Source organism: Pseudomonas qingdaonensis (genome assembly GCF_018398475.1).
Taxonomy (GTDB): domain Bacteria; phylum Pseudomonadota; class Gammaproteobacteria; order Pseudomonadales; family Pseudomonadaceae; genus Aquipseudomonas; species Aquipseudomonas palmensis.
Map to the genome: position 1 here is coordinate 2,084,724 of NZ_CP074676.1, position 19,510 is coordinate 2,104,233.

21 protein-coding genes are annotated in these 19,510 nt (G+C 66.5%); 13 read left to right on the plus strand and 8 right to left on the minus strand.

The window, feature by feature from the left end; genetic code table 11:
• The first annotated feature begins 8 nt into the window (after nucleotides 1–8).
• Genes kdpC through KH389_RS09505 form a run of 3 tightly spaced genes read left to right on the plus strand, consistent with a single transcriptional unit; the run spans nucleotide 9 to nucleotide 3,934 of the window.
• Nucleotides 9–569, plus strand: coding sequence for a potassium-transporting ATPase subunit KdpC (gene kdpC, locus KH389_RS09495; RefSeq protein ID WP_054915735.1), 561 nt, complete (start codon nucleotides 9–11; stop codon nucleotides 567–569).
• Nucleotides 570–584: 15 nt separating this feature from the next.
• Nucleotides 585–3,239, plus strand: coding sequence for a sensor histidine kinase (locus tag KH389_RS09500; RefSeq protein WP_043863104.1), 2,655 nt, complete (start codon nucleotides 585–587; stop codon nucleotides 3,237–3,239).
• Complete coding sequence (locus KH389_RS09505) at nucleotides 3,236–3,934, plus strand: response regulator (protein WP_043863103.1); 699 nt, start codon at nucleotides 3,236–3,238, stop codon at nucleotides 3,932–3,934. The genes KH389_RS09500 and KH389_RS09505 overlap by 4 nt, the downstream gene beginning before the upstream one ends.
• 16 nt (nucleotides 3,935–3,950) lie before the next feature.
• Here KH389_RS09505 and KH389_RS09510 read toward each other — a convergent pair whose 3' ends face one another.
• The gene (locus tag KH389_RS09510) at nucleotides 3,951–4,970 is read right to left on the minus strand and encodes a patatin-like phospholipase family protein (protein WP_078480475.1); all 1,020 of its coding nucleotides are present in this window, start codon (nucleotides 4,968–4,970) and stop codon (nucleotides 3,951–3,953) included.
• Between the two features lie 160 nt (nucleotides 4,971–5,130).
• Here KH389_RS09510 and KH389_RS09515 point away from each other — a divergent pair, with 160 nt between their 5' ends.
• The 3 genes from KH389_RS09515 (at nucleotide 5,131) to KH389_RS09525 (ending at nucleotide 7,079) form a co-directional block, all read left to right on the plus strand.
• Nucleotides 5,131–5,409 (plus strand): hypothetical protein, encoded by a 279-nt coding sequence (locus KH389_RS09515; RefSeq protein ID WP_043863101.1) that lies wholly within the window; start codon nucleotides 5,131–5,133, stop codon nucleotides 5,407–5,409.
• 14 nt (nucleotides 5,410–5,423) lie between these two features.
• Entirely contained in the window at nucleotides 5,424–6,191 is a 768-nt protein-coding gene (locus tag KH389_RS09520; RefSeq protein ID WP_043863100.1) for a CHAD domain-containing protein, read from the plus strand.
• Between the two features lie 84 nt (nucleotides 6,192–6,275).
• The gene (locus tag KH389_RS09525; protein ID WP_088515671.1) at nucleotides 6,276–7,079 is read left to right on the plus strand and encodes an acyl-CoA thioesterase; all 804 of its coding nucleotides are present in this window, start codon (nucleotides 6,276–6,278) and stop codon (nucleotides 7,077–7,079) included.
• A gap of 1 nt (nucleotide 7,080) precedes the next feature.
• On the opposite strand, the gene KH389_RS09530 is transcribed toward KH389_RS09525, so the two are convergent.
• From KH389_RS09530 to KH389_RS09540, 3 genes are all read right to left on the minus strand, one after another.
• Nucleotides 7,081–7,287 carry a hypothetical protein gene (locus KH389_RS09530; protein ID WP_052504289.1) on the minus strand — a complete coding sequence of 69 codons (207 nt, stop codon included), beginning with the start codon at nucleotides 7,285–7,287 and terminating at the stop codon, nucleotides 7,081–7,083.
• A gap of 84 nt (nucleotides 7,288–7,371) precedes the next feature.
• Nucleotides 7,372–8,850, minus strand: a complete 1,479-nt coding sequence (locus tag KH389_RS09535) for a methyl-accepting chemotaxis protein (protein WP_054915686.1) — start codon at nucleotides 8,848–8,850, stop codon at nucleotides 7,372–7,374.
• 86 nt (nucleotides 8,851–8,936) lie between these two features.
• On the minus strand, nucleotides 8,937–9,743 hold the full coding sequence (locus KH389_RS09540; RefSeq protein WP_213607260.1) for a TatD family hydrolase: 807 nt from the start codon (nucleotides 9,741–9,743) through the stop codon (nucleotides 8,937–8,939).
• Between the two features lie 164 nt (nucleotides 9,744–9,907).
• Here KH389_RS09540 and KH389_RS09545 point away from each other — a divergent pair, with 164 nt between their 5' ends.
• From KH389_RS09545 to KH389_RS09555, 3 genes are all read left to right on the plus strand, one after another.
• Nucleotides 9,908–11,329: an MltF family protein gene (locus KH389_RS09545; RefSeq protein ID WP_213607261.1), complete on the plus strand. Its 1,422-nt coding sequence runs from the start codon at nucleotides 9,908–9,910 to the stop codon at nucleotides 11,327–11,329.
• Nucleotides 11,330–11,435: 106 nt separating this feature from the next.
• Nucleotides 11,436–11,867, plus strand: coding sequence for a DoxX family protein (locus KH389_RS09550; RefSeq protein ID WP_043863095.1), 432 nt, complete (start codon nucleotides 11,436–11,438; stop codon nucleotides 11,865–11,867).
• A 361-nt stretch (nucleotides 11,868–12,228) separates the two neighbouring features.
• Nucleotides 12,229–12,537: a hypothetical protein gene (locus tag KH389_RS09555; RefSeq protein WP_054915688.1), complete on the plus strand. Its 309-nt coding sequence runs from the start codon at nucleotides 12,229–12,231 to the stop codon at nucleotides 12,535–12,537.
• Nucleotides 12,538–12,541: 4 nt separating this feature from the next.
• Here the strand turns inward: KH389_RS09555 and greB are convergent, their stop codons facing one another.
• Genes greB through KH389_RS09570 form a run of 3 tightly spaced genes read right to left on the minus strand, consistent with a single transcriptional unit; the run spans nucleotide 12,542 to nucleotide 16,267 of the window.
• Nucleotides 12,542–13,039: a transcription elongation factor GreB gene (gene greB, locus KH389_RS09560; RefSeq protein WP_213607262.1), complete on the minus strand. Its 498-nt coding sequence runs from the start codon at nucleotides 13,037–13,039 to the stop codon at nucleotides 12,542–12,544.
• A gap of 36 nt (nucleotides 13,040–13,075) precedes the next feature.
• Nucleotides 13,076–15,583, minus strand: a complete 2,508-nt coding sequence (locus KH389_RS09565; RefSeq protein ID WP_043863092.1) for an ABC transporter permease — start codon at nucleotides 15,581–15,583, stop codon at nucleotides 13,076–13,078.
• On the minus strand, nucleotides 15,584–16,267 hold the full coding sequence (locus tag KH389_RS09570) for an ABC transporter ATP-binding protein (RefSeq protein ID WP_043863091.1): 684 nt from the start codon (nucleotides 16,265–16,267) through the stop codon (nucleotides 15,584–15,586). It lies immediately after the preceding gene.
• Between the two features lie 10 nt (nucleotides 16,268–16,277).
• Here KH389_RS09570 and KH389_RS09575 point away from each other — a divergent pair, with 10 nt between their 5' ends.
• The 3 genes from KH389_RS09575 to KH389_RS09585 all read left to right on the plus strand — a co-directional run bounded on the left by KH389_RS09575 (nucleotide 16,278) and on the right by KH389_RS09585 (nucleotide 18,312).
• Nucleotides 16,278–16,883 (plus strand): arylesterase, encoded by a 606-nt coding sequence (locus KH389_RS09575; protein ID WP_043863090.1) that lies wholly within the window; start codon nucleotides 16,278–16,280, stop codon nucleotides 16,881–16,883.
• Between the two features lie 56 nt (nucleotides 16,884–16,939).
• Nucleotides 16,940–17,227 (plus strand): hypothetical protein, encoded by a 288-nt coding sequence (locus KH389_RS09580; protein ID WP_043863089.1) that lies wholly within the window; start codon nucleotides 16,940–16,942, stop codon nucleotides 17,225–17,227.
• A 113-nt stretch (nucleotides 17,228–17,340) separates the two neighbouring features.
• Nucleotides 17,341–18,312, plus strand: coding sequence for a L,D-transpeptidase family protein (locus KH389_RS09585; RefSeq protein ID WP_043863088.1), 972 nt, complete (start codon nucleotides 17,341–17,343; stop codon nucleotides 18,310–18,312).
• A 122-nt stretch (nucleotides 18,313–18,434) separates the two neighbouring features.
• Here the strand turns inward: KH389_RS09585 and oprI are convergent, their stop codons facing one another.
• Complete coding sequence (gene oprI, locus KH389_RS09590; RefSeq protein WP_037058464.1) at nucleotides 18,435–18,686, minus strand: outer membrane lipoprotei OprI; 252 nt, start codon at nucleotides 18,684–18,686, stop codon at nucleotides 18,435–18,437.
• Nucleotides 18,687–19,195: 509 nt separating this feature from the next.
• On the opposite strand from oprI, the gene KH389_RS09595 reads away from it, so the two are divergent.
• Nucleotides 19,196–19,477: a GNAT family N-acetyltransferase gene (locus KH389_RS09595; RefSeq protein ID WP_043863087.1), complete on the plus strand. Its 282-nt coding sequence runs from the start codon at nucleotides 19,196–19,198 to the stop codon at nucleotides 19,475–19,477.
• Nucleotides 19,478–19,510: the final 33 nt, after the last annotated feature.

The window sequence follows — 19,510 nt, forward strand, 5'->3', positions numbered from 1 at the left end:
AGATGAACATGACGACGCTAGTACGCCCGGCCCTGAGCCTGATTGTGTTGATGACCCTGATCACCGGCGCGGTGTACCCGCTGGTGGTCACCGGGGTCGCTCAGGTGGCGTTCCCCGAGCAGGCCAACGGCAGCCTGCTGCGCGACGACAGTGGCCAGGTGCGCGGCTCGCGCCTGCTGGCCCAGCCGTTCAGTGGCGCGGGCTGGTTTCAGCCGCGGCCCTCGGCGGCCGACTATGCCACGGTGTCCAGCGGTGCCAGCAACCTGGCGCCGAGCAACCCGGCGTTGGCCAAACGCGTGGGCGAGCAGGCCCAGGCGCTGTATGTGCCGGCACAAGGCCCGGTGCCGCTGGCGCTGCTGACCACCTCCGGCAGCGGCCTGGACCCGCACCTGCCGCCAGCAGCCGTGGCCTATCAGCTGGCGCGGGTGGCAGCGGCGCGGCAATTGCCGCTGCCCACCTTGCAAGCCCTGGTGGAGCAGTCCACCCTGCACCCACTGGTGGGGCCGCCGGTGGTCAATATCCTGGCCCTGAATGCGGCCCTCGACCAACTCGCACCTGCTTCGAAATAAGGACGTGTGTCGACCATGAGTGATTCTGAACGCGCCGATGCGTTGTTGGCCGAGTTGCCGCGCGAGGGGCGCGGCCGGCTCAAGGTGTTCCTGGGCGCAGCGCCCGGCGTAGGCAAGACCTACGCCATGCTGCAGGCCGCCCATGCGCAGTTGCGCCAGGGGGTGAGGGTGCTGGCGGGCATCGTCGAAACCCATGGGCGCAGCGAAACCGAGGCGCTGCTGGGCGGCTTGCCGCAACAGCCGCTGGTGCGCTCCGAGTACCGTGGCGTGCAGTTGGAGGAAATGGACCTGGACGGCCTGCTCAAGGCCGCCCCGCAACTGGCGCTGGTGGACGAGCTGGCCCACAGCAACGCACCCGGCAGCCGCCACGCCAAGCGTTGGCAGGACGTGCAGGAGCTGCTGTCGGCCGGTATCGACGTGTACACCACGGTCAACGTGCAGCACCTGGAAAGCCTCAATGACCATGTGCGCGGCATCACCGGCGTGCAGGTGCGCGAAACGCTGCCCGACTGGGTGCTGCAGGAAGCCTTCGAACTGGTGCTGATCGACCTGCCGCCGCGCGAGCTGCTCGAACGCCTGCGCGACGGCAAGGTGTACGTGCCGGAGCAGGCGCGGGCGGCGATCGATGCGTTCTTCACCCAGACCAACCTGACGGCCCTGCGCGAGCTGGCGATGCAGACCGCCGCCGCCCAGGTCGATGCCGACCTCGCCCACGGCTACCGCAGCCTGGGCCAGGATGCGCCGGCGCTGCGTGGGCGCCTGCTGGTGGGGGTGGATGGCGATGCCCAGGCCGAGCGCCTGGTACGTCATGCCAGCCGCGTGGCACAGCGCCGCCACCTGCCCTGGAGCCTGGTGCACGTGGACAACGGCCGCCTGCGCGACGAAACCGCACGCCAGCGCCTGCAGGCCGCCCAGCAGCTGGCCGAGCGGCTGGGCGGCGAAGTGGTGGTGCTGCGCGCCGGCGAGGTGGCCAACACCTTGATCCAGCATGCGCTGGAGCGGCGTGCGAGCCTGGTGCTGGTGGGCCAGTCGCGTGATCGGCTGCGTCGGCGCTGGTTCGGTGCCGGTGTGGCGGCGCGCCTGTTGCGCGAGGCCCACGGGCTGGAAATCAACGTGCTCGACCGCGACGCACAGCCAGAACCGGTCAGCGCGCCGGTGGCGCGAGCCTGGGCCTGGCGCCACTACTTGCTGGCGCTGCTTGCCACCGTGCTGGCCAGTGCACTGGCCTGGGGCGTGGCCGGGGTGCTGGCGCTGCCCAACATCTCGCTGGTGTTTCTGGCAGCAGTGCTGCTGGTGGCGGTGCGCAGCAGCTTGGGCCCGGCGCTGGTGTGCGCCGCGCTGTCGTTTCTGGCCTACGATTTTCTGTTCATACCGCCGAATTTCTCGCTGAGCATCCAGCGCGAGGAGGACGTGCTGACCCTGGTGTTCTTTCTGCTGATGGCCGCCCTGACCGGCAACCTGGCGGCGCGCCAGCGGCGTCAGTTGCAGGCGCTGCGCGAAACCCAGGAGCAGACCGGCCAATTGCTGGACCTGACCCGCCGGCTGACCGCGGCCACCGACCGCCAGGCGGTGTTCAATGCCGCCAGCCACCACCTTGAGGGCTGGACGGACGTGCAGATGTGCCTGCTCGAACGCGATGCCGAAGGTCGCCTGCAGGTGGCCAGCGGCGGTGCCCTGCAGTTCAACGACACCGAGCGGGCGGCCGCCGACTGGGCCTGGCAGCATGACCAGGCCGCCGGCCTTGGCAGCGACACCTTGCCCAACGGGCGCTGGTGGTGGTGGCCGCTGTCGGTGGAGGAAGGCCCGCTGGCCCTGCTGGGCGTACGCCCGCGCGAGGGCCAGGTGCTGACGGCCCAGCGCCGGCGCCTGCTCAAGGCCCTCAGCCAGCCATTGGCCCAGGCCCTGGCCCGGGCGCGGCTGGCCGATCAGCTGGAGGCGGCGCGCCTGCACGGCGAAACCGAACAGTTGCGCAGTGCCTTGCTGGCCTCGGTGTCCCACGACCTGCGCACCCCGTTGACTGCCATGCGCGGCAGCATCGACAGCCTGCTGGCACTGGGTGAGGCAATCAGTCAGCACGACCGTCGCGAGCTGCTCGAAGGCACCCGCGACGAGGCCGAGCGCCTGGACCGTTACATCCAGAACCTGCTCGACATGACCCGCCTGGGGCATGGCGGGCTCAAGCTCGCGCGGGACTGGGTGGCGCCGACCGACATCGTCGGCAGCGCCCTGAGCCGCCTGCGCGTGGTGCTGGCCCCGTTGCAGTTGCGCACCGAGGTGCCGGCAGAGCTGCCGCTGCTGTTCGTGCATGCCGCACTGATCGAGCAGGCCCTGATCAATGTGCTGGAGAACGCGGCACGCTTCTCGCCGGCCCACGGGCGCCTCGAACTGCGGGTGAGTGTGGAAGGCGAGCAGCTGTGCCTGGCCGTCGCCGACGAGGGCCCGGGGATTGCGCCGCAGGACCGGGCGCGCATCTTCGACATGTTCTACACCGCTGCGCGCGGGGACCGGGGCGGGCAGGGCACGGGGCTGGGGCTGGCGATCTGCCAGGGAATGATCGGCGCCCATGGCGGGCAGATCCGCGTAGAGGACGGCATCGATGGCCGTGGCACCTGCATCACACTATGCTTGCCGCTTCCGGCCCAACCTGAACTGGACAGCGAGACCCCATGAGCCAGACCGCGACCGTGCTGGTCATCGACGACGAACCGCAGATCCGCAAGTTCCTGCGCATCAGCCTTGGCTCGCAGGGCTACAAGGTGCTGGAGGCGGGCACCGGTGCCGAGGGCCTGAGCCAGGCGGCGCTGGGTCGGCCGGAGCTGGTGGTGCTCGACCTGGGGTTGCCCGACATGGACGGGCAGCAGGTGTTGCGCGAACTGCGCGAATGGAGCCAGGTGCCGGTGCTGGTGTTGTCGGTGCGGGCCAGCGAAGTGCAGAAGGTCGAGGCGCTGGACGGCGGGGCCAATGACTACGTGACCAAGCCGTTCGGCATCCAGGAGTTTCTGGCGCGGGTGCGCGCGTTGCTGCGCCAGGTGCCCCAGGCGGTGGCCGAAGAGTCGGCGCCGCGCTTCGGCCCGTTGACCGTGGACCTTGCCTATCGGCGCGTGACCCTGGCGGGCGAGGAGGTGGCGCTGACCCGCAAGGAGTATGCGTTGCTGGCGCAACTGGCGCGTCACCCGGGGCGGGTGATCACCCAGCAGCAGTTGCTCAAGGATATCTGGGGCCCCACCCATGTGGAGGACAGCCACTACCTGCGCATCGTGGTGGCGCATGTGCGGCAGAAACTGGGGGACGACCCGACGGCGCCGCGGTTCATCGTGACCGAGCCGGGGGTGGGGTATCGGTTGATCGGGCCGGAGCAGGCTTGAGGGCCCCTTCGCCGGCCTAGCGCCTCTCGGCCTCATAGTTGTCCAGCGTATCGCGTGCAATCTCGCGTCCCAGCGCGATCAGCTCCGGCGCCTTGTAGAACTCGAAGAACCGGCACACCCGCTTGGGCACGTTGATCAGTACATCCGGCGGGTAGCCGGCGATCTTGTACTGCGCCAGCGACGTCTGCATCACCTCGAAGCTCTGGTTGATCAGGTCCAGCAGCGAAGCCGGGCCCACGTTGTCGACAATGAACGAGCCGGCCGCCGATTTCGGCGCGCCGTCAGTCTCGGGCGCCGCCGAGGGCTGCTGCGCCTCGGGCTCGGCCGCATCGCTGAGCCACGGGTTGGGCGCCGCCTGCTCGATGCGGATCAGCCCTTCGGCGGCCTTGCGCCGGAACGGCAGGTGCGAGCCCAGCGAGTTGATCAGGTTGTCGAAGCGCAACTTGAACGCCGCCGGCCGCTCGATCACCGGCAACTGGTAATGCTTCTGGTTGGTGGAGTTGAGATTCACCGCCACGATCAGGTCGCAGTGGCTGGACACCACCGGGATGATCGGCAACGGGTTGAGGATGCCGCCATCGACCAGCATGCGGTTGCCCTGCACCACCGGGGTGAACAGGCTGGGGATCGCCGCCGAGGCGCGCATGGCCTGGTGCAGGCAGCCTTCCTGGAACCAGATCTCCTGCTGGTTGGTGAGGTCGGCCGCCACTGCGGTGTAGGGGATGCGCAGGTTCTCGATGTTGACCTCGCCGACGATCTTGCGGATCTGCCCGAACACCTTCTCGCCGCGAATCGCGCCCAGCCTGAAACTCACGTCCACCAGGCGCAGCACATCCAGGTAATCCAGGCTCTCGATCCAGCGTCGGTAGTCGTCGAGCTTGCCGGCGGCGTAGATGCCGCCGATCACCGCGCCCATCGAACAGCCGGCAATGCAGGCGATGTCGTAGCCGCGCCGCTCCAGCTCCTCGATCACGCCGATGTGTGCATACCCTCGGGCGCCCCCCGACCCCAGCACCAGTGCTACGCGTTTGCTCATGGTCGTTCCTTGCGGCTGTTCTGCTCGTGGGCCTAACAATGCACCCATTCAGGGCTGTGCTTCAATCGTGACAAGCGCTGGGCTACGCTGAGCAGGGCACTTTTCAGCGTGCGTGCCGTCGAAGTGCCACCCCGAACATTTTCCTTTTGAGGTAACACCGATGAAAGCCTGGATCTGCCTGCCCCTGATTGCCCTGGTACTGAGCGGCTGCGCCGGCAAGACGGCGTACCGGGACAGCTGCGCCAATCAGCTGGATTCGGCCTGGAAGGAGCTGGACCTGGCCAAGGCCGAGGGCTTCGCCGGCACGGTCAGCTATTCCAAGGCCCTGTCGCTGCTGACCGGCGCCAAGACCCAGCAGCAGTTCGAAGCCTTCGAAGGCTGCAGCAACAAGGCCGAGAAGGCACGCTTCTACATCCGTGAATCGCGCGCCGGGCGCTGAGGGAGGACCAGGCCATGTCGGCAATGCTCGACCATGTGATCGCCCAGGTGCTGACCCTGCACGTGCGCCTGCTGGCCTGCCAGGCGCGCCTGGCGGCCAATACCGACAGTGAGGCGCTGCATGACCTGCGTACCAGCGTGCGTCGCCTGCGCAGCCTGCTGCGGCCCCTGCGTGGGCTGCCGGGGGTGGACAAGCTGGAAGATGCTGCCGCCGAGCTGGGGCGCCTGACCACGCCGCTGCGCGATCGCGAGGTGCTGGCCGCGCAGTTGCTCGAACGCGGGCTGCCCGAGGTGGCCCGCCAGCAGCTTGGCGACCCGGCCCGCACCTTTGCCCGGGTGGCGGCCAGCGCCGAGCTTGCGCGGCTGCTGGCGATCATCGATGCCTTCCCGATGTTCCTGCGCGCGGCCCAGCGCCAGGGCCTGGTACGCCGCCTGGAGGCGCGGGTGGGCAAGCGCCTGCACAAGCAGTGGCGCAACCTGCAGGCGGCCATGAACGACCCGGCGCACGACCGCCACCGCCTGCGCCTGCTGATCAAGCGGGTGCGCTATGGCGCCGAGGCCTATCCACAGCTCGAACGCCTGCGCCCGGCCCTGCGACGCGGGCTCAAGCGCGCCCAGGGCGATCTGGGCGACTGGCACGACCTGTTGCAGTGGCTGTTGCAGGCCGAGCAGCAGCCTGGCCTGGCGCCCTGCGTGGCGCACTGGCAGGCGCAACAGGCGGCGGCCGAGCAACGTGCCGACCGCACGCTGGAGACACTGCTGAGCGAAATCCAACGTCGATAAGTCGCGTGTTTGGCGCAAATGCGGCCTGTGCGCGGCGCGGCGGCTGGTTAACATCGCCACATTTGCCCACTGGTCGAGGTCCCGATGAATTTTTCCCAACTGCTCACCGCCGTGCGCCTGCAGCCCCAGGCGGTGACTATCCCGGCCGAATGGGCCCAGGGGCGTGCCTGTTTCGGCGGGCTGATGGCGGCGCTGGTGTACGAGGCCATGCACGCCAAGGTCGCCCCGGACCGTCCGGTGCGCTCGCTGGCCATCACCTTCGTAGGGCCGGCCGAGCCTGGGGTGCCGATCAGTTTCGAGGTGGAGCTGTTGCGTGACGGCAAGGCGGTCAGCTCGCTGCTGGGGCGCGCGGTACAGAATGGCCAGGTGGTGACCCTGGTGCAGGGCAGTTTCGGTGCCGGGCGCGATTCGGTGGTGCAGGTGTCAGGGCTGGCGCCGGTGCCGATGAGAAGCCTTGCCGAGTCCAGCCCCGAGTTGCCCTTCATCAAGGGCGTGACCCCCGAGTTCATTCGCCACCTGGCCATGCGCTGGGGCATTGGCGGCTTGCCGTTCAGCGGTAGCCGGTCACGCGAGATGGGCGGCTGGGTGCGCCTGCGCGGTGAGGATGTGGTCGAGGAGCCGGTGACCGAAGCCCACCTGCTGGCGCTGGTCGATGCCTGGCCACCGGCGTTGATGCCGCACCTGAGCAAGCCCGCTGCCGGCAGCACCCTGACCTGGACCATCGAGTTCGTGCAGCCGGTGGCCAGCCTGACCACCCTGGACTGGTGCCAGTACTGCGCCCAGATCGACTACGCGCGTGACGGCTACGGCCATGTGGCGGCCGCCTTGTGGAACGGAGCCGGTGATTTGCTTGCCATCAGCCGCCAGACGGTGACCGTGTTCGCCTGAATCACTGGCGCTGGCGCTCCACCGCCACACCGGCCAGCAGGCCGATGACGCCGACGGCCAGGGTGCCCAGGTCGGCGTCGAGCGCGCCGCTCAATACCAGCAGCGCGCCGATGGCCAGCAGCGGCAGTGCAATCAGCTGCAGCGCGATGTTGGTGGGGGTACGAGGGGCGTGATGCCAGTGGGGCAGGTGAAACAGGTGCTTGTTCATCACGGTTCTCCTCAAGGTGCAAAACGGATAACCCAAGCGTAGTTTGGCCCCCGCCAGGGGGCCAATTGCGCGCGGCTATCGCGTTTATAGCTTGAGTTGACCGATGGCCTTGTTCAGCTCGCCGGCCAGGGTGGCCAGTTCGCTGCTGGTGGTGGCCGAGTCGACGGTCTGCTGCACGGTCTCTTCGGTCACGTCGCGGATGCTCACCACTGCGCGGTTCATCTCTTCGGCCACCTGGCTCTGCTGTTCGGCCGCCACGGCGATCTGGGTATTGCTCTCGCGCATCTGCGCCACCGCGCCGGTGATCTCCGCCAGAGCCTCGCCGGCTTCCTGGGCCTGCTTGACGCAGTCGTCGGCCTTGAACGAGCTCTCGGTCATGAACTCCACCGCATCGCGGGTGCCGGCCTGCAGGGCAGAGACCATGGTGGTGATTTCATCGGTGGAGCTCTGCACGCGCTTGGCCAGGTTGCGCACCTCGTCCGCCACCACCGCGAAACCGCGGCCCAGGTCGCCGGCACGGGCCGCCTCGATCGCCGCGTTGAGGGCCAGCAGGTTGGTCTGTTCGGCGATGCTGTGAATCACCCCGACCACGCTGTTGATCTTCTGGCTGTCCTCGGCCAGTTGACGAATCATCTCGGCTGTCTGCTGCACGCCGGTGGAGAGCCCCGAGATCGACGACTGCACGCGGCTGACCACGTCCTTGCCGCTGCCGGCCAGGGTGTCGGCGCTTTGCGACAGGTCGCGTGTGGCGCCGGCATGCTGGGCGATGTGGTAGACGGTGGCGGTCATTTCGTTGATGGCGGTGGCGGCCTGGTCGGTTTCGCTCTGCTGGCCGAGCATGCCGTGGCGCACCTCGTTCATGCTGGCGGCCAGGCGCGCGGCGCCGGCATCCAGCTGCGCGGCGGTTCGCGCCACGGTGTTGACCACGCGGTGGTAGGTGGTCTGCATGGCGTTGAAGGCGCTGGCCATCTGGCCGATCTCGTCGCCGCAGGACAGCGGCACCCGTGCCGACAGGTCACCGGTCTTCTCGACGTGCAGCATCACGTCCTTGAGGATGTTGAGCTGGCTGAGCAGGAAGCGGATCAGCAACTGCGAAGCGCACAGCATGGCCAGCATCAGGATCAGTACGCACACCGCATAGTTGACGAAGCGGTCGGTGAACACCTGCGCCATGCTCGGGGCCTGGGCCAGTACCGCGATCTGCTGGCCATCGCGCTGGATGACCTGCGCGCCGATCAGCGGGTCGCTGCCCAGCAGCGGCATGCCGTTCAGCTCGACCCAGCCCTGGGCAGTGGCCAGGGCCGGCAACGCCTGGCCATCGAAGGTGGGCGCCTGCCCGGGTGTGAAGCTGACCCAGGTGGCGTTCTGCGGCAAGGCCTGGCCGGCGGGCCAGGCGGCCAGCAGGCGGGCTTCGGATTGCACCCGGGCCTGGGCCGTCTCGGCCCTGGCGCGGGTTTCCAGGTGCACCGCATACAGCACCACGAACAGGGTTGTGACGAAGGCGACTGCGTTCACCGCCCAGAACTTGTACTTCAGTGAGATATTGCTGAGCCAGGCACCCATGGATAGGTCTTCTCTGATTGAGCGGAAACAATTTGGCAAGGTGCCATCAGTGTGCCAGCCAATTCAAAGACAAATCTTGATATGCGTCAAACTATGTCGGGGAGCCCGAAGAAGCGCCGGGCGCAGTCGCTGGTGTGCGCAGCCACTTGCTCGGGTGTCTCGCCCCGGTGCAGGGCCACTTCGCGCAGCACTTCGGGCAGGTAGGCCGGTTCGTTGCGACCGCTTTTGGGTTTGGGGCGCAGGGTCCGGGGCAGCAGGTAGGGGGCGTCGCTCTCCAGCATCAGGCGGCCAGTGGGGATGCTGGCAACCAGCGGGTGCAGGTGGGTGCCGCGACGTTCGTCGCAGATCCAGCCGGTGATGCCGATGTGCAGGTCCAGGTCCAGGTAGCTGAACAGGGCGCTGCGCTCGCCGGTAAAGCAGTGCACCACCGCGGCGGGCAGTCGGTCGCGGTAGTCCTTGAGAATCTGCAACAGGCGTTCGTTGGCATCACGCTCGTGCAGAAACACCGGCATCTGCAGCTGCACCGCCAGCGCCAGTTGTTCTTCCAGGGCCTTTTCCTGTTGCGGGCGCGGCGAGAAGTCGCGGTTGAAGTCCAGCCCGCATTCACCCACCGCGTGCACCCGTGGCTGTTCGAGCAGCGCGCGCAGATGGCGCGCGGTGTCGCTGTTCCAGCTGCTGGCATCGTGGGGGTGTACACCGGCCGTGCTGAACAGGCGCCGGGCCTGCGGGTCGAGATGCTCGCACAGGTGTAGCGCGGCTTCGCTGCCGGCCAGGCTGGTACCGGTCACCAGCATCTGATGCACCCCGGCGGCCTCGGCACGCTGCAAGATGGCCTCGTGCTTGCCGTCGAAACTTGGGTTGGTCAGATTGACGCCGATGTCGATGAGTTGCATGGTGCTACCTCAGGTTGTGCGGCAAAAGCGCTTGGCAGCGCCGAAAAATACCAATAACGCCAAGAACTTCAAGAAGTTGTCGCGGTCTTTTGCGGTCAATTGTCACGGACCGACCGCTCATTATGGCGTCAAATACTCAATCGCGGCCCATTGCCGGAGACCGGATGACGCGATCACTTTGGCTTTTTTTGCTGTGTGTGGGCCTGCTGTGCGCCGGCCCGGCCCACGCACGCCTGCCTGGCCCGCAGCAGGCGGTGCCTGCGGCCAAGGTGCGCGACCTGGCGCAGATCCGTGAAAGCCGGGTGTTGCGCGTGCTGGTCAACCAGAGCCGCAACAGCTCCGGCGAGGTCAAGGGCCAGCCGGTGGGCATCGAATACCATCGGCTGATCGCCTTCGAGCACTACCTCAACGGGCGTGCCCGTGACGGTCAGCAGATCCGCCTGAAGATCATCCCCAAGGCCAAGGACCAGTTGATCGGCGCATTGCAGCGTGGCGAGGGCGATCTGGTGGCGCCCGGCGAGCTGATCGATTTGAGTTCCACCCGCGGGGTGATGGCCAGCGACCCGGTGCTGGAGAATGTGCCGCTGGTGCTGGTGGGGCGCAAGGGCGAACGGACCTACCAGCGCGTCGAGCAGCTTGCCGGCCGCACCGTGACCCTGACCAGTTCGAGTGCGGCAGGCGATACCCTCCACGAAATCAACCAGCGCCTGGCCCTGCGCAAGCTGGCGCCGCTCAAGGTGGAATGGGCGGACCCCAGCCTTGCGGTGGAGGATGTGCTGGAAATGGTGCAGGCCGGCATCTTCCACCTGACCGTGGTCGAACAGCCGATTGCCCGGCGCTGGGCGCAGGTGATGCCCAAGCTGCTGGTGCAGCGCAAGGTGCAGCTGGCCCAGCCCGAGGCGATGCATTGGTACGTGCGCCGCGACGCGGCGATGCTGCACGCCAGTGTCGATCGCTTCCTCAAGGGGTATCACGCCCCGGCCGATCAGGATGTGGCGTTCGAGCGTATCTACCGGCGCCTGTACAAGGTGCATTACCCGCTGGCCCAGGCCAACCGCCAGCGCCTGGAAAAACTGCGGCCGGTGCTGCAGCGTCACGCCCAGGCCCAGAACCTGGACTGGCTGAACCTGGCGGCACTGGCGTTCAAGGAGTCGGCCCTTGACCCGGCGGCCAGGGGCGCAGGTGGCGCCCATGGGCTGATGCAGATCACCCCCGGTGCGGCGCAGCGGGTGGGGATCAGCGATATCGCCAATGTCGATGGCAATGTACAGGCCAGCGCGCGCTACCTGGCACTGATCCGGCGCAAGTTCTTTTCCAGCAACCAGCTCAACGAACGCGAGCGCATGGCGTTCGTGCTGGCCGGCTACAACCTGGGGCCGGAGCGGGTTCAGGCCATGCGGGCCGAGGCGCGGCGACGCGGCCTGAACCACAACCAGTGGTTCTTTCAGGTAGAACGTGTGGCGCTCGAGCAGGTGGGAATGGGGCCGGTCAGCTATGTTAATAGCGTCAACAAGTACTTTCTGGCATTCGACCGCGAACGCGACGCGCTGGAAGCCCGGGGACGAAAAGTGGCCTCACGCAAGTAATCGAAAATTACGATTGGTATGTGCAGATAATCGCGATTTTAACATTTGAAAATATGATTAAGATGGCGACCTCTACCACACACCTGCATCGCTTAAGGAAGACAGCATGAACGCCATCAACTCCGTATTGTTCACCCGCGCCGGCTGGGGCATTACCGTACTGCGCATCTTCATCGGCATCATCTTCATGGCCCATGGCTCGCAGAAGCTGTTCGGCCTGTTTGGTGGCGGCGGGCTGGCAGGCACCGCGCAGTACATGGAAAGCCTGGGGCTGACCCCGCCGACACTGATGGCGGCGCTGTCCGGTGGGGCCGAGTTCTTCGGCGGGCTGGCACTGGTCATCGGCCTGCTGGCACGCCCGGCGGCCCTGGCGCTGGTGGGGTTGCTGCTGGTGGCGATTTTCTCGGTGCACATCGGCAACGGTCTGTTCATGGCCAACAACGGCTATGAGTTCGCCCTGGCGCTGCTGGGTGGCGCGATTGCGGTACTGGTGGAAGGGGCGGGCAGGGCGTCGGTGGACCGCATGATCGCCAAGTGAGCCTTGGCGTTGTGGCACAAAAAGGGCCTGCATTGCAGGCCCTTTTTTGTGCCCGACCCGGCTGCTTGCTTCTGCGGCAACGCAGGCGCCTTCAAGGGCACCGACAGGTGCAGGAACCGGCGTCGCCGTCGAATGCGAGAAACTCGCTTGTTTTTCCGGCGTCCGGGTCGTTTATCAGACGATGGCATTGTTGACAGCCGGGCCGGCGCTTCTCTAGGATGCTGGCTTGCGCCGATTTAAACAGCTACTTGCGGGGCGCAGGAAGACCACCAGCAGGTCGTCCGAATACCGCTAAAGCGCTGGTTCGGTGACGCCTCGCACCGCAGCCCAGCGGGATCTGCGAGGCACAGAGAAGTACACCATGAGTTGCCCACGTACCAGCGTTTGCCTCACCCCTCTCCCTACCAGCCAGGCGGCTCGCACGCCGCGCATTCTGCTGAGCGGCAAACACCAGCCGACCCTGCTGCGCTACCTCGATGGCTGGCCCCGCCCCAAAGGCCGCGCCACGGCGTTCCTGATCCAGTTCGCCGACTCCTGCGAAACCCTCGCCCGGTTCGGCAACGACCGTTTCGACCTGGCCGTGGTGCAGGCGCCCTCGAGGGCCGATGCCGCCGAAGTGATCCACCACCTGACCCGCGTCGCCCGCCAGGGCTTGATCACCCGCGCCTGATCGCTCAGGGGTACTCGATCTCGACGATGTACACCGTCTGTTCGCCAGTCGGTGTCTGCACCCGCACTTCAGCGTCCAGCGCCTTGCCGATCAGGGCGCGGGCCAGGGGCGAATCGATGCTGATCAGGCCCAGTTTCAAGTCCAGCTCGTCGGGCCCGACGATGCGGTAGCGCGATTGTTCGCCGTCTTCGTTCTCGACCGTGACCCAGGCCCCGAAGTACACCTTGTTCGGGTCGCTGGGCCGTTCGCTCACCACTTTCAGGTTTTCCAGGCGCTTGGTCAGAAAGCGCACGCGGCTGTCGATTTCACGCAGCATCTTCTTGCCGTAGGTGTATTCGGCGTTTTCCGAACGGTCACCTTGCGCTGCTGCCTCACTGACTGACAGGGTCACCTGGGGCCTGCGCACATGCCACAGTTCATGCAGCTCGGCGCGCATGCGCGCCTCGCCCTGTGGGGTGATCAGTGCGGTGCCGGCAGTGCGGGGCGGGCGGTATCGGCTCATGGGCTTCCAGGCTCGGGTAGGTAGCCGCCGAGTCTATCAGCCCTCGCGAAGCACTGTCAGCGGGCTGGCATTGAGCGCCCGGCGCGTGCCGAATACCCCCGCACCCCCCACCAGCAACGCACCGATCACCGGCAACAGCAGCAGCCACGGGTGCGGGCTCCAGTGCAGGTCGAATGCGTAGCGGTACAGCAGCAGGCTGATCAGTTCGGTGCCCAGCGCCGCGAGCAGGCCGCTGGCGGCGCCCAGCAGGCCGAACTCGATGCGCCGGGCCTTGACCAGCAGGCTGCGGCTGGCGCCCAGTGCCCGCAGCAGCGCACCCTGGTGGATGCGCTCGTCCAGGGTGGCCTGCAGCCCGGCGAACAACACGGCCAGGCCCGCCGCCAGCACGAACAGCAGCACGTACTGTACCGCCAGGGTCACCTGGGCCAGGATGCTGCGCAACTGCTCCAGCAGCGCATCGACCTGCAGGATGGTGGCTGCCGGGAACGCTCGCGACAGGGCCACCACCTGCTGGTCGTGGCCTGGGGCCAGGTAGAAGCTGGTGAGATAGGTGGTCGGCAGGTCCTGCAGGGTGCCGGGCTGGAAGATCATGTAGAAGTTGGGCTGGAAGCTGTCCCAGTTGACCGTGCGCAGGCTGCTGACCTGTACCTGGCGCTCCAGGCCACCGATGCTGAAGGTCAGGGTGTCGCCCAGCTTGAGCTTGAGGCTCTCGGCCAGCTGCGCCTCCACCGACACGCCGGGCAAGGCATCGGCCGTTGGCTGTGCCTGCCACCACTGGCCGGCGCTCAAGGTGTTGCCCTGGGGCAGGTCGGCGGCCCAGGTCAGGCTCAGGTCGCGCTGGACGGCGCGGTCACCGGTGGATTCCTTGCTGACGATCTCGCGCACCGGCTCGCCATTGATGAGCGTCAGGCGCCCGGGAATCACCGGGAACAACGGCGCGGCATGGACCGAGAATTCGTTCAGGCGCTGGGCGAAGGTGTCCTTGTCGTCCGGCAGGATGTTGAGCACGAAATAGTTGGGAGCATCCTTGGGCAGCTGGTTCTGCCAGGTGTCGAGCAGCTCGGTGCGCAGCAGGGCGATCAGGGCCATGGCCAGCAGGATCATGCCGAAGGCCAGCGACTGGCCTGCCGCCGCCAGCGGATGCTTGAGCAGTTGCCCCAGGCCCAGGCGCCAGGCCAGCGGGGCGCCGGCCAGCAGCCGGCGCAGGCTGCGCAGGCCGAGCAGCAGCAGACCGCCCAGCACCAGCGCGGCCACCAGACCACCGCCGAGCAGGGCGAAGGTCAGCAGCAGGTCCAGGCTCAGGCGCCACATGATGAGGCCCAGGGCCAACAGCGCTGCGCCATACACCAGCCAGCTGCTTGCCGGCACCGGCAGCAGGTCGCGGCGCAGTACCCGCAGCGGCGGCACCCGGCCCAGCGCTGCCAATGGCGGCAGGGCGAAGCCGGCCAGCGCCACCAGCCCGGTGGCGATCCCGGCCAGGGCCGGGGCGATGCCACCTGGCGGCACCTGCGAAGGCAGCAGGCCCTGCAGCAGGGCGAACAGGCCCAGTTGCGCCAGCCAGCCGAGCAGTGCGCCCCCCAGGGCTGCCACGCTGCCCAAAATCGCCAGTTGCAGGCAGAACAGGCTCAGCGCCTGGCGTCGGGACAGGCCCAGGCAGCGCAGCAGGGCGCTGGCATCGAAGCGGCGCATGGCAAAACGGCTGGCCGACAGCGCCACGGCCACGCCGGCCAGCAGCACCGCCACCAGGCTGGCCATGTTCAGGTAGCGTTCGGCCTTGCCCAGTGCACCGCCGATCTGCTGGTTGCCGTCACGCGAGTCGCGCAGTTGCTGGTGGGCGGCAAGCCCCGCCTTGGTAGCCTGGGTGTAGCTTGCCAGGGCCTGGGGCTCGCCGCGCCACAGGTCGCGGTAGGTGACCCGGCTGCCGGGCTGCACCACGCCGGTGGCATCCAGGTCGGCGAGGTTCATCAGCACCCGCGGGGTGAGGCTGTAGAAGTTGCCGGCGCGGTCCGGCTCATAGGTCAGCACGCGGCTCAGGCGCAGGGTCTTCATGCCCACGTCGACGCTGTCACCGATCTTGAGGTTCAGCGCCGCCAGCAGGCGCGACTCGACCCAGGCTTCGCCCGGCGCCGGACCACCGCCGGCCACCTCCGGCCCGTAGGCCTCGGCGGCACTGCGCAGCTCCCCGCGCAGCGGGTAACCCGTGCCGGCAGCCTTGACACTGGAGAGCTGGATGCCGTTGTCGGTGGCGATCACGCTGGAGAACTCGACCACTTTCGCATGGGCCAGGCCCAGCTGCTCGCCGTTGCGGATCTGTTCCGGGGTGGCCGGGGCGCTGCCCTGCAACACCAGGTCGGCGCCAAGGAACTCGGTGGCACGCAGCAGCATGGCGCCGTTCAGGCGGGCGCCGAAGTAGCCGATGGCGGTGCTGGCGGCCACGGCCACCAGCAGGGCGAAGAACAGCACGCGCAGTTCGCCGGCGCGTGCATCGCGCATCAGTTGACGCAACGCCAGGCTCGGCAGGCGCAGAAACGACAGGTGTGCCATCTAGGGCTCCAGCGGGGTGACCAGGTGGCCGGCTTCCAGGCGAATCAGCCGGCCGCAGCGGTGCGCCAGGCGTTCATCGTGGGTGACCAGGACGAGGGTGGTGCCGCGTTCCTTGTTCAGTTCGAACAGCAGGTCGCTGATGCGTTCACCGGTGTGGCTGTCGAGGTTGCCGGTGGGCTCGTCGGCGAACAGCACCGCAGGCTCGGCGGCAAAGGCGCGGGCAATTGCCACCCGCTGCTGCTCGCCGCCGGACAACTGGCGTGGCGAATGGCTCAGGCGCTGGCCCAGGCCGACCCGTTCGAGCAGGCTGCGGGCGTGTTCGCGGGCATCGCGGCGTCCGTCCAGCTCCAGGGGCAGCATCACGTTCTCAAGGGCATTGAGGCTGTCGAGCAGCTGGAACGACTGGAACACGAAGCCGACATGCTCGGCGCGGACCTGGGCGCGCTGGTCTTCGTCGAGCGGGCCCAGGTCGTGCCCGGCCAGTGTCACCGAGCCTGCACTGGGCAGGTCGAGGCCGGCCAGCAGGCCGAGCAGGGTGGACTTGCCCGAGCCGGAGGCGCCGACAATGGCCAGGCTGTCGCCCTGTTTCAATTCCAGGCTCAGTTCGTGCAGGATGGTCAGGTCGCCTTCCGCGCTGGGGACCACTTTGCTAAGGTTGCGCGCAGTCAAGATGCTGGGGCCCATGGAGAATCCAATGCGAGTGTGGTTATTGAGTGCAGGCCTGGCCTTGCTGTGCATGGCCCAGGGCGCATCGGCAGGAACGGTGTTGATCGTTGGGGATAGTATCAGTGCCGCTTTTGGCCTGGATACCCGTCAGGGGTGGGTTGCCCTGCTCGAACAGCGGCTCAAGGCCGAGGGTTTCGATGACAAGGTGGTCAATGCCTCGATCAGTGGCGACACCAGTGCCGGGGGCCAGGCGCGGCTGCCTGCGCTGCTTGCAGAGCACAAGCCCAGCCTGGTGGTGGTGGAGCTGGGCGGCAATGACGGGCTGCGCGGGCAGGCACCGGCGCAATTGCAACAAAATCTTGCCTCGATGATCGATCGCTCCCGTGATGCCGGTGCCAGGGTGCTGCTGCTGGGCATGCGCCTGCCACCCAACTATGGCAAGCGCTACACCGATGCGTTCGCACAGGTGTATGCCGATCTTGGCAAGGAAAAGGACGTGCCGCTGGTGCCGTTCTTTCTCGAAGGGGTAGGTGGCGTGCCCGAGCTGATGCAGGCCGATGGCATCCATCCGGGGCAGGGCGCCCAGGCGCAGTTGCTGGAAAATGCCTGGCCATCAATAAAACCGCTGCTTTGACGCTTTTATACTGATCGGCTTTCGGCTAATGTTGCGCCCCCGATTTGGAGCCCCCGATGCCGCGTCCCGCCTGGTCCCTGTATGCCTATCAATTGATCGAGCCTGACGAACAGCTTGACCTGTTCGCCTGCCAGGAGAGTCGCGTCCACCTGATCGCCCGCCAACTCGAACTGGGCGGCTCCGTCGACCGTACCCTGTGTGGCACCCTGTTGCCGGCGCAACCGCGCTGGTCGGGTGTGGAACGCAGCATCTACCGTGACCAGCGCCTGTGCCGCCTGTGCCGGGCGATCCTCGAGGCGCAGCGGCGCGGCACGCGTCCGGTATGGCCCGAGCTGCAGGCCTGACGTCGGATCTTTTACGTTTGGCAAGGGTTCTGTGCCCGGATGCCTCCCGATCCCGCGGGGGGCGGTGTACAATTGCCCGCTTGACCCACCTGAATTAGCGAAGGATTTCCCGGATGTTGCCGCGCTTTCCCGCCGTCACCCGTTGCCTGTCCCTGGCCGCCCTGCTGGCGGCGGGCCCTGTTGCCGCTCTGGAGTTCCCCCTGCCGCCGCCGGGCGAGGATGTCATCGGCCAGGTCCAGGTGATCAAGGCCAAGTATGAGGACACCTTCGCCGACATCGGTACCGCCAACGACCTTGGCTACCTGGAAATGGTCGCGGCCAACCCGGGCGTGGACCCCTGGCTGCCAGGCGCCGGCACCGAGATCGTGCTGCCGACCCGTTTCATCCTGCCGCCGGGCCCGCGCGAAGGCATCGTGATCAACCTTGCCGAGTACCGCCTGTACTACTACCCCAAAGGCGAGAACGTGGTGCACACCTTCCCGCTGGGCATCGGCCGCGAAGGCTGGGGTTCGCCTATTGCCAACACCAAGGTCACGGCCAAGACGCCGAACCCGACCTGGACCCCACCGGCCTCGATCAAGGCCGAGCACGCCGCCGACGGTGATCCGTTGCCCAACGTGGTGCCGGCCGGCCCGGACAACCCGCTGGGCCCGTTCAAGTTCACCCTGGGCGTACCGGGCTACCTGATCCACGGTTCCAACAAGAAGTTCGGCATCGGCATGCGTACCAGCCATGGCTGTTTCCGCATGCTCAACAACAACGTGCTGCAACTGGCGAGCATGGCACCGGTGGGGACTTCGGTGCGTATCATCAACGAGCCGTACAAGTTCGGCCTCAGTGGTGGCAAGGTCTACCTCGAGGCGCATACCCCGCTGGATGACAAGGGCGACCCGTCGGTGGTCGACAAGCACACGGCAGTGATCAATGCCCTGCTCAAGCGCGAAGACCTGGCCAACAACCTGCGCATGAACTGGGACATGGTGCGTGACGTGGTGGCGGCCGAAGATGGTATCCCGGTAGAGATCGCGGTGCCGGGTGACGCCAGTGCGCCGATGGTATCGAGCGTTCCGCTCGAAATGCAGTAACCCGCCCGTGTTTGCACGAGGCCCGCTTCATGCGGGCCTCGTCGTTTGCGCAGGACGGTTCTGCAGGCAATAAAAAAGCCGACCCACAGGTGGGTCGGCTTTTTAACAATCCCGAAGGATTATTACTTGCGGCTGGCTTTTTCCAGCATACGCAGAGCGCGCTCGTTAGCTTCGTCAGCAGTTTGCTGAGCTTTCTGAGCGGCGGCCAGAGCGTCATCAGCCTTGCGGTAGGCTTCATCGGCACGAGCTTGTGCACGGGCTGCTGCGTCTTCGGTTGCAGTCAGACGGGCTTCGGTTTCTTTGGAGACGCTGCTGCAACCGGTGGCCAGTACTGCGGCCAGAGCCAGAGCAGAGAATTTCAGAACGTTGTTCATCGTGTTCCCCTTCAAGGACTTTCTATTAAAGAGCCATCTCTCAACAAAGAGAAACTGGCCGGCGTACATAGTACCCATTACTTGTAGTAAGTAAACTGACCGAGCGCAAGAACCGGAAAAAAATTGCGCGGTTGCGCAGGCCGCCCCGGCGGGGGTGTGAAAAGAATGCAGGCGCTTTTGTAGCGGCGCTGAAACACCGCTGTAAATGCGTCTTTGTAGTGAACTAAAAGTGACTCCAAGTGTCATTGTTCGTCTTACCACTACATCATCCGGCTACTGTTGGCAGTGTGGCTCGCTGCCGTGTTCGCATGCTGCAAGTGCAGGTTTTTTACGATCAAGTACCTTGAGCATCTGTGCACTGGGCGCCTACTATTTGTAGGTGCTCAGTTGCCAGAGAACAACCAGGCTGTTCTCGCTGTCCAAACGGGCACGGGGTGGCGTAGAGGTTCCTTCGCCGGACAAACATCGGTAAGGTAAGGGTCTGACGAGAAGACCCGCGAGGAGTAGTGATGAGCGAGGCGTTGTCCATCCACCATGACCAGGCTGGTCATCAGTTCGAGACCAATGTGGACGGTCATCGTGCCTACCTGACCTACATGGACCTGGGTAAGCAGACATTGGATATCTACCGCACGTTCGTGCCCAATGCGCTGCGTGGGCGAGGCATCGCTGCGGCGCTGACCGAAAAGGCCCTCGCCTATGCCGAGGACATGGGCTACACCGTGATCCCCTCGTGCTCCTATGTCGAGCGCTACATGGAACGTCATCAAAAGCATTCCAACAAGGCCTGAGCCTGCTGACACCCTGTTGAAAACGAAAACGCC

Excerpts from the sequence above, each read along its gene's own strand:
- KH389_RS09500 (WP_043863104.1), top strand. The coding sequence starts at position 585 with ATGAGTGATTCTGAACGCGCCGATGCGTTGTTGGCCGAGTTGCCGCGC.
- KH389_RS09540 (WP_213607260.1), bottom strand. The coding sequence starts at position 9,743 with ATGCAACTCATCGACATCGGCGTCAATCTGACCAACCCAAGTTTCGAC.
- KH389_RS09585 (WP_043863088.1), top strand. The coding sequence starts at position 17,341 with ATGTTGCCGCGCTTTCCCGCCGTCACCCGTTGCCTGTCCCTGGCCGCC.
- KH389_RS09535 (WP_054915686.1), bottom strand. The coding sequence starts at position 8,850 with ATGGGTGCCTGGCTCAGCAATATCTCACTGAAGTACAAGTTCTGGGCG.
- oprI (WP_037058464.1), bottom strand. The coding sequence starts at position 18,686 with ATGAACAACGTTCTGAAATTCTCTGCTCTGGCTCTGGCCGCAGTACTG.
- KH389_RS09555 (WP_054915688.1), top strand. The coding sequence starts at position 12,229 with ATGAGTTGCCCACGTACCAGCGTTTGCCTCACCCCTCTCCCTACCAGC.
- KH389_RS09530 (WP_052504289.1), bottom strand. The coding sequence starts at position 7,287 with ATGAACAAGCACCTGTTTCACCTGCCCCACTGGCATCACGCCCCTCGT.
- greB (WP_213607262.1), bottom strand. The coding sequence starts at position 13,039 with ATGAGCCGATACCGCCCGCCCCGCACTGCCGGCACCGCACTGATCACC.
- KH389_RS09520 (WP_043863100.1), top strand. The coding sequence starts at position 5,424 with ATGTCGGCAATGCTCGACCATGTGATCGCCCAGGTGCTGACCCTGCAC.
- KH389_RS09595 (WP_043863087.1), top strand. The coding sequence starts at position 19,196 with ATGAGCGAGGCGTTGTCCATCCACCATGACCAGGCTGGTCATCAGTTC.
- KH389_RS09515 (WP_043863101.1), top strand. The coding sequence starts at position 5,131 with ATGAAAGCCTGGATCTGCCTGCCCCTGATTGCCCTGGTACTGAGCGGC.
- KH389_RS09580 (WP_043863089.1), top strand. The coding sequence starts at position 16,940 with ATGCCGCGTCCCGCCTGGTCCCTGTATGCCTATCAATTGATCGAGCCT.
- KH389_RS09550 (WP_043863095.1), top strand. The coding sequence starts at position 11,436 with ATGAACGCCATCAACTCCGTATTGTTCACCCGCGCCGGCTGGGGCATT.
- KH389_RS09525 (WP_088515671.1), top strand. The coding sequence starts at position 6,276 with ATGAATTTTTCCCAACTGCTCACCGCCGTGCGCCTGCAGCCCCAGGCG.
- KH389_RS09545 (WP_213607261.1), top strand. The coding sequence starts at position 9,908 with ATGACGCGATCACTTTGGCTTTTTTTGCTGTGTGTGGGCCTGCTGTGC.
- KH389_RS09570 (WP_043863091.1), bottom strand. The coding sequence starts at position 16,267 with ATGGGCCCCAGCATCTTGACTGCGCGCAACCTTAGCAAAGTGGTCCCC.
- kdpC (WP_054915735.1), top strand. The coding sequence starts at position 9 with ATGACGACGCTAGTACGCCCGGCCCTGAGCCTGATTGTGTTGATGACC.
- KH389_RS09575 (WP_043863090.1), top strand. The coding sequence starts at position 16,278 with ATGCGAGTGTGGTTATTGAGTGCAGGCCTGGCCTTGCTGTGCATGGCC.
- KH389_RS09505 (WP_043863103.1), top strand. The coding sequence starts at position 3,236 with ATGAGCCAGACCGCGACCGTGCTGGTCATCGACGACGAACCGCAGATC.
- KH389_RS09565 (WP_043863092.1), bottom strand. The coding sequence starts at position 15,583 with ATGGCACACCTGTCGTTTCTGCGCCTGCCGAGCCTGGCGTTGCGTCAA.
- KH389_RS09510 (WP_078480475.1), bottom strand. The coding sequence starts at position 4,970 with ATGAGCAAACGCGTAGCACTGGTGCTGGGGTCGGGGGGCGCCCGAGGG.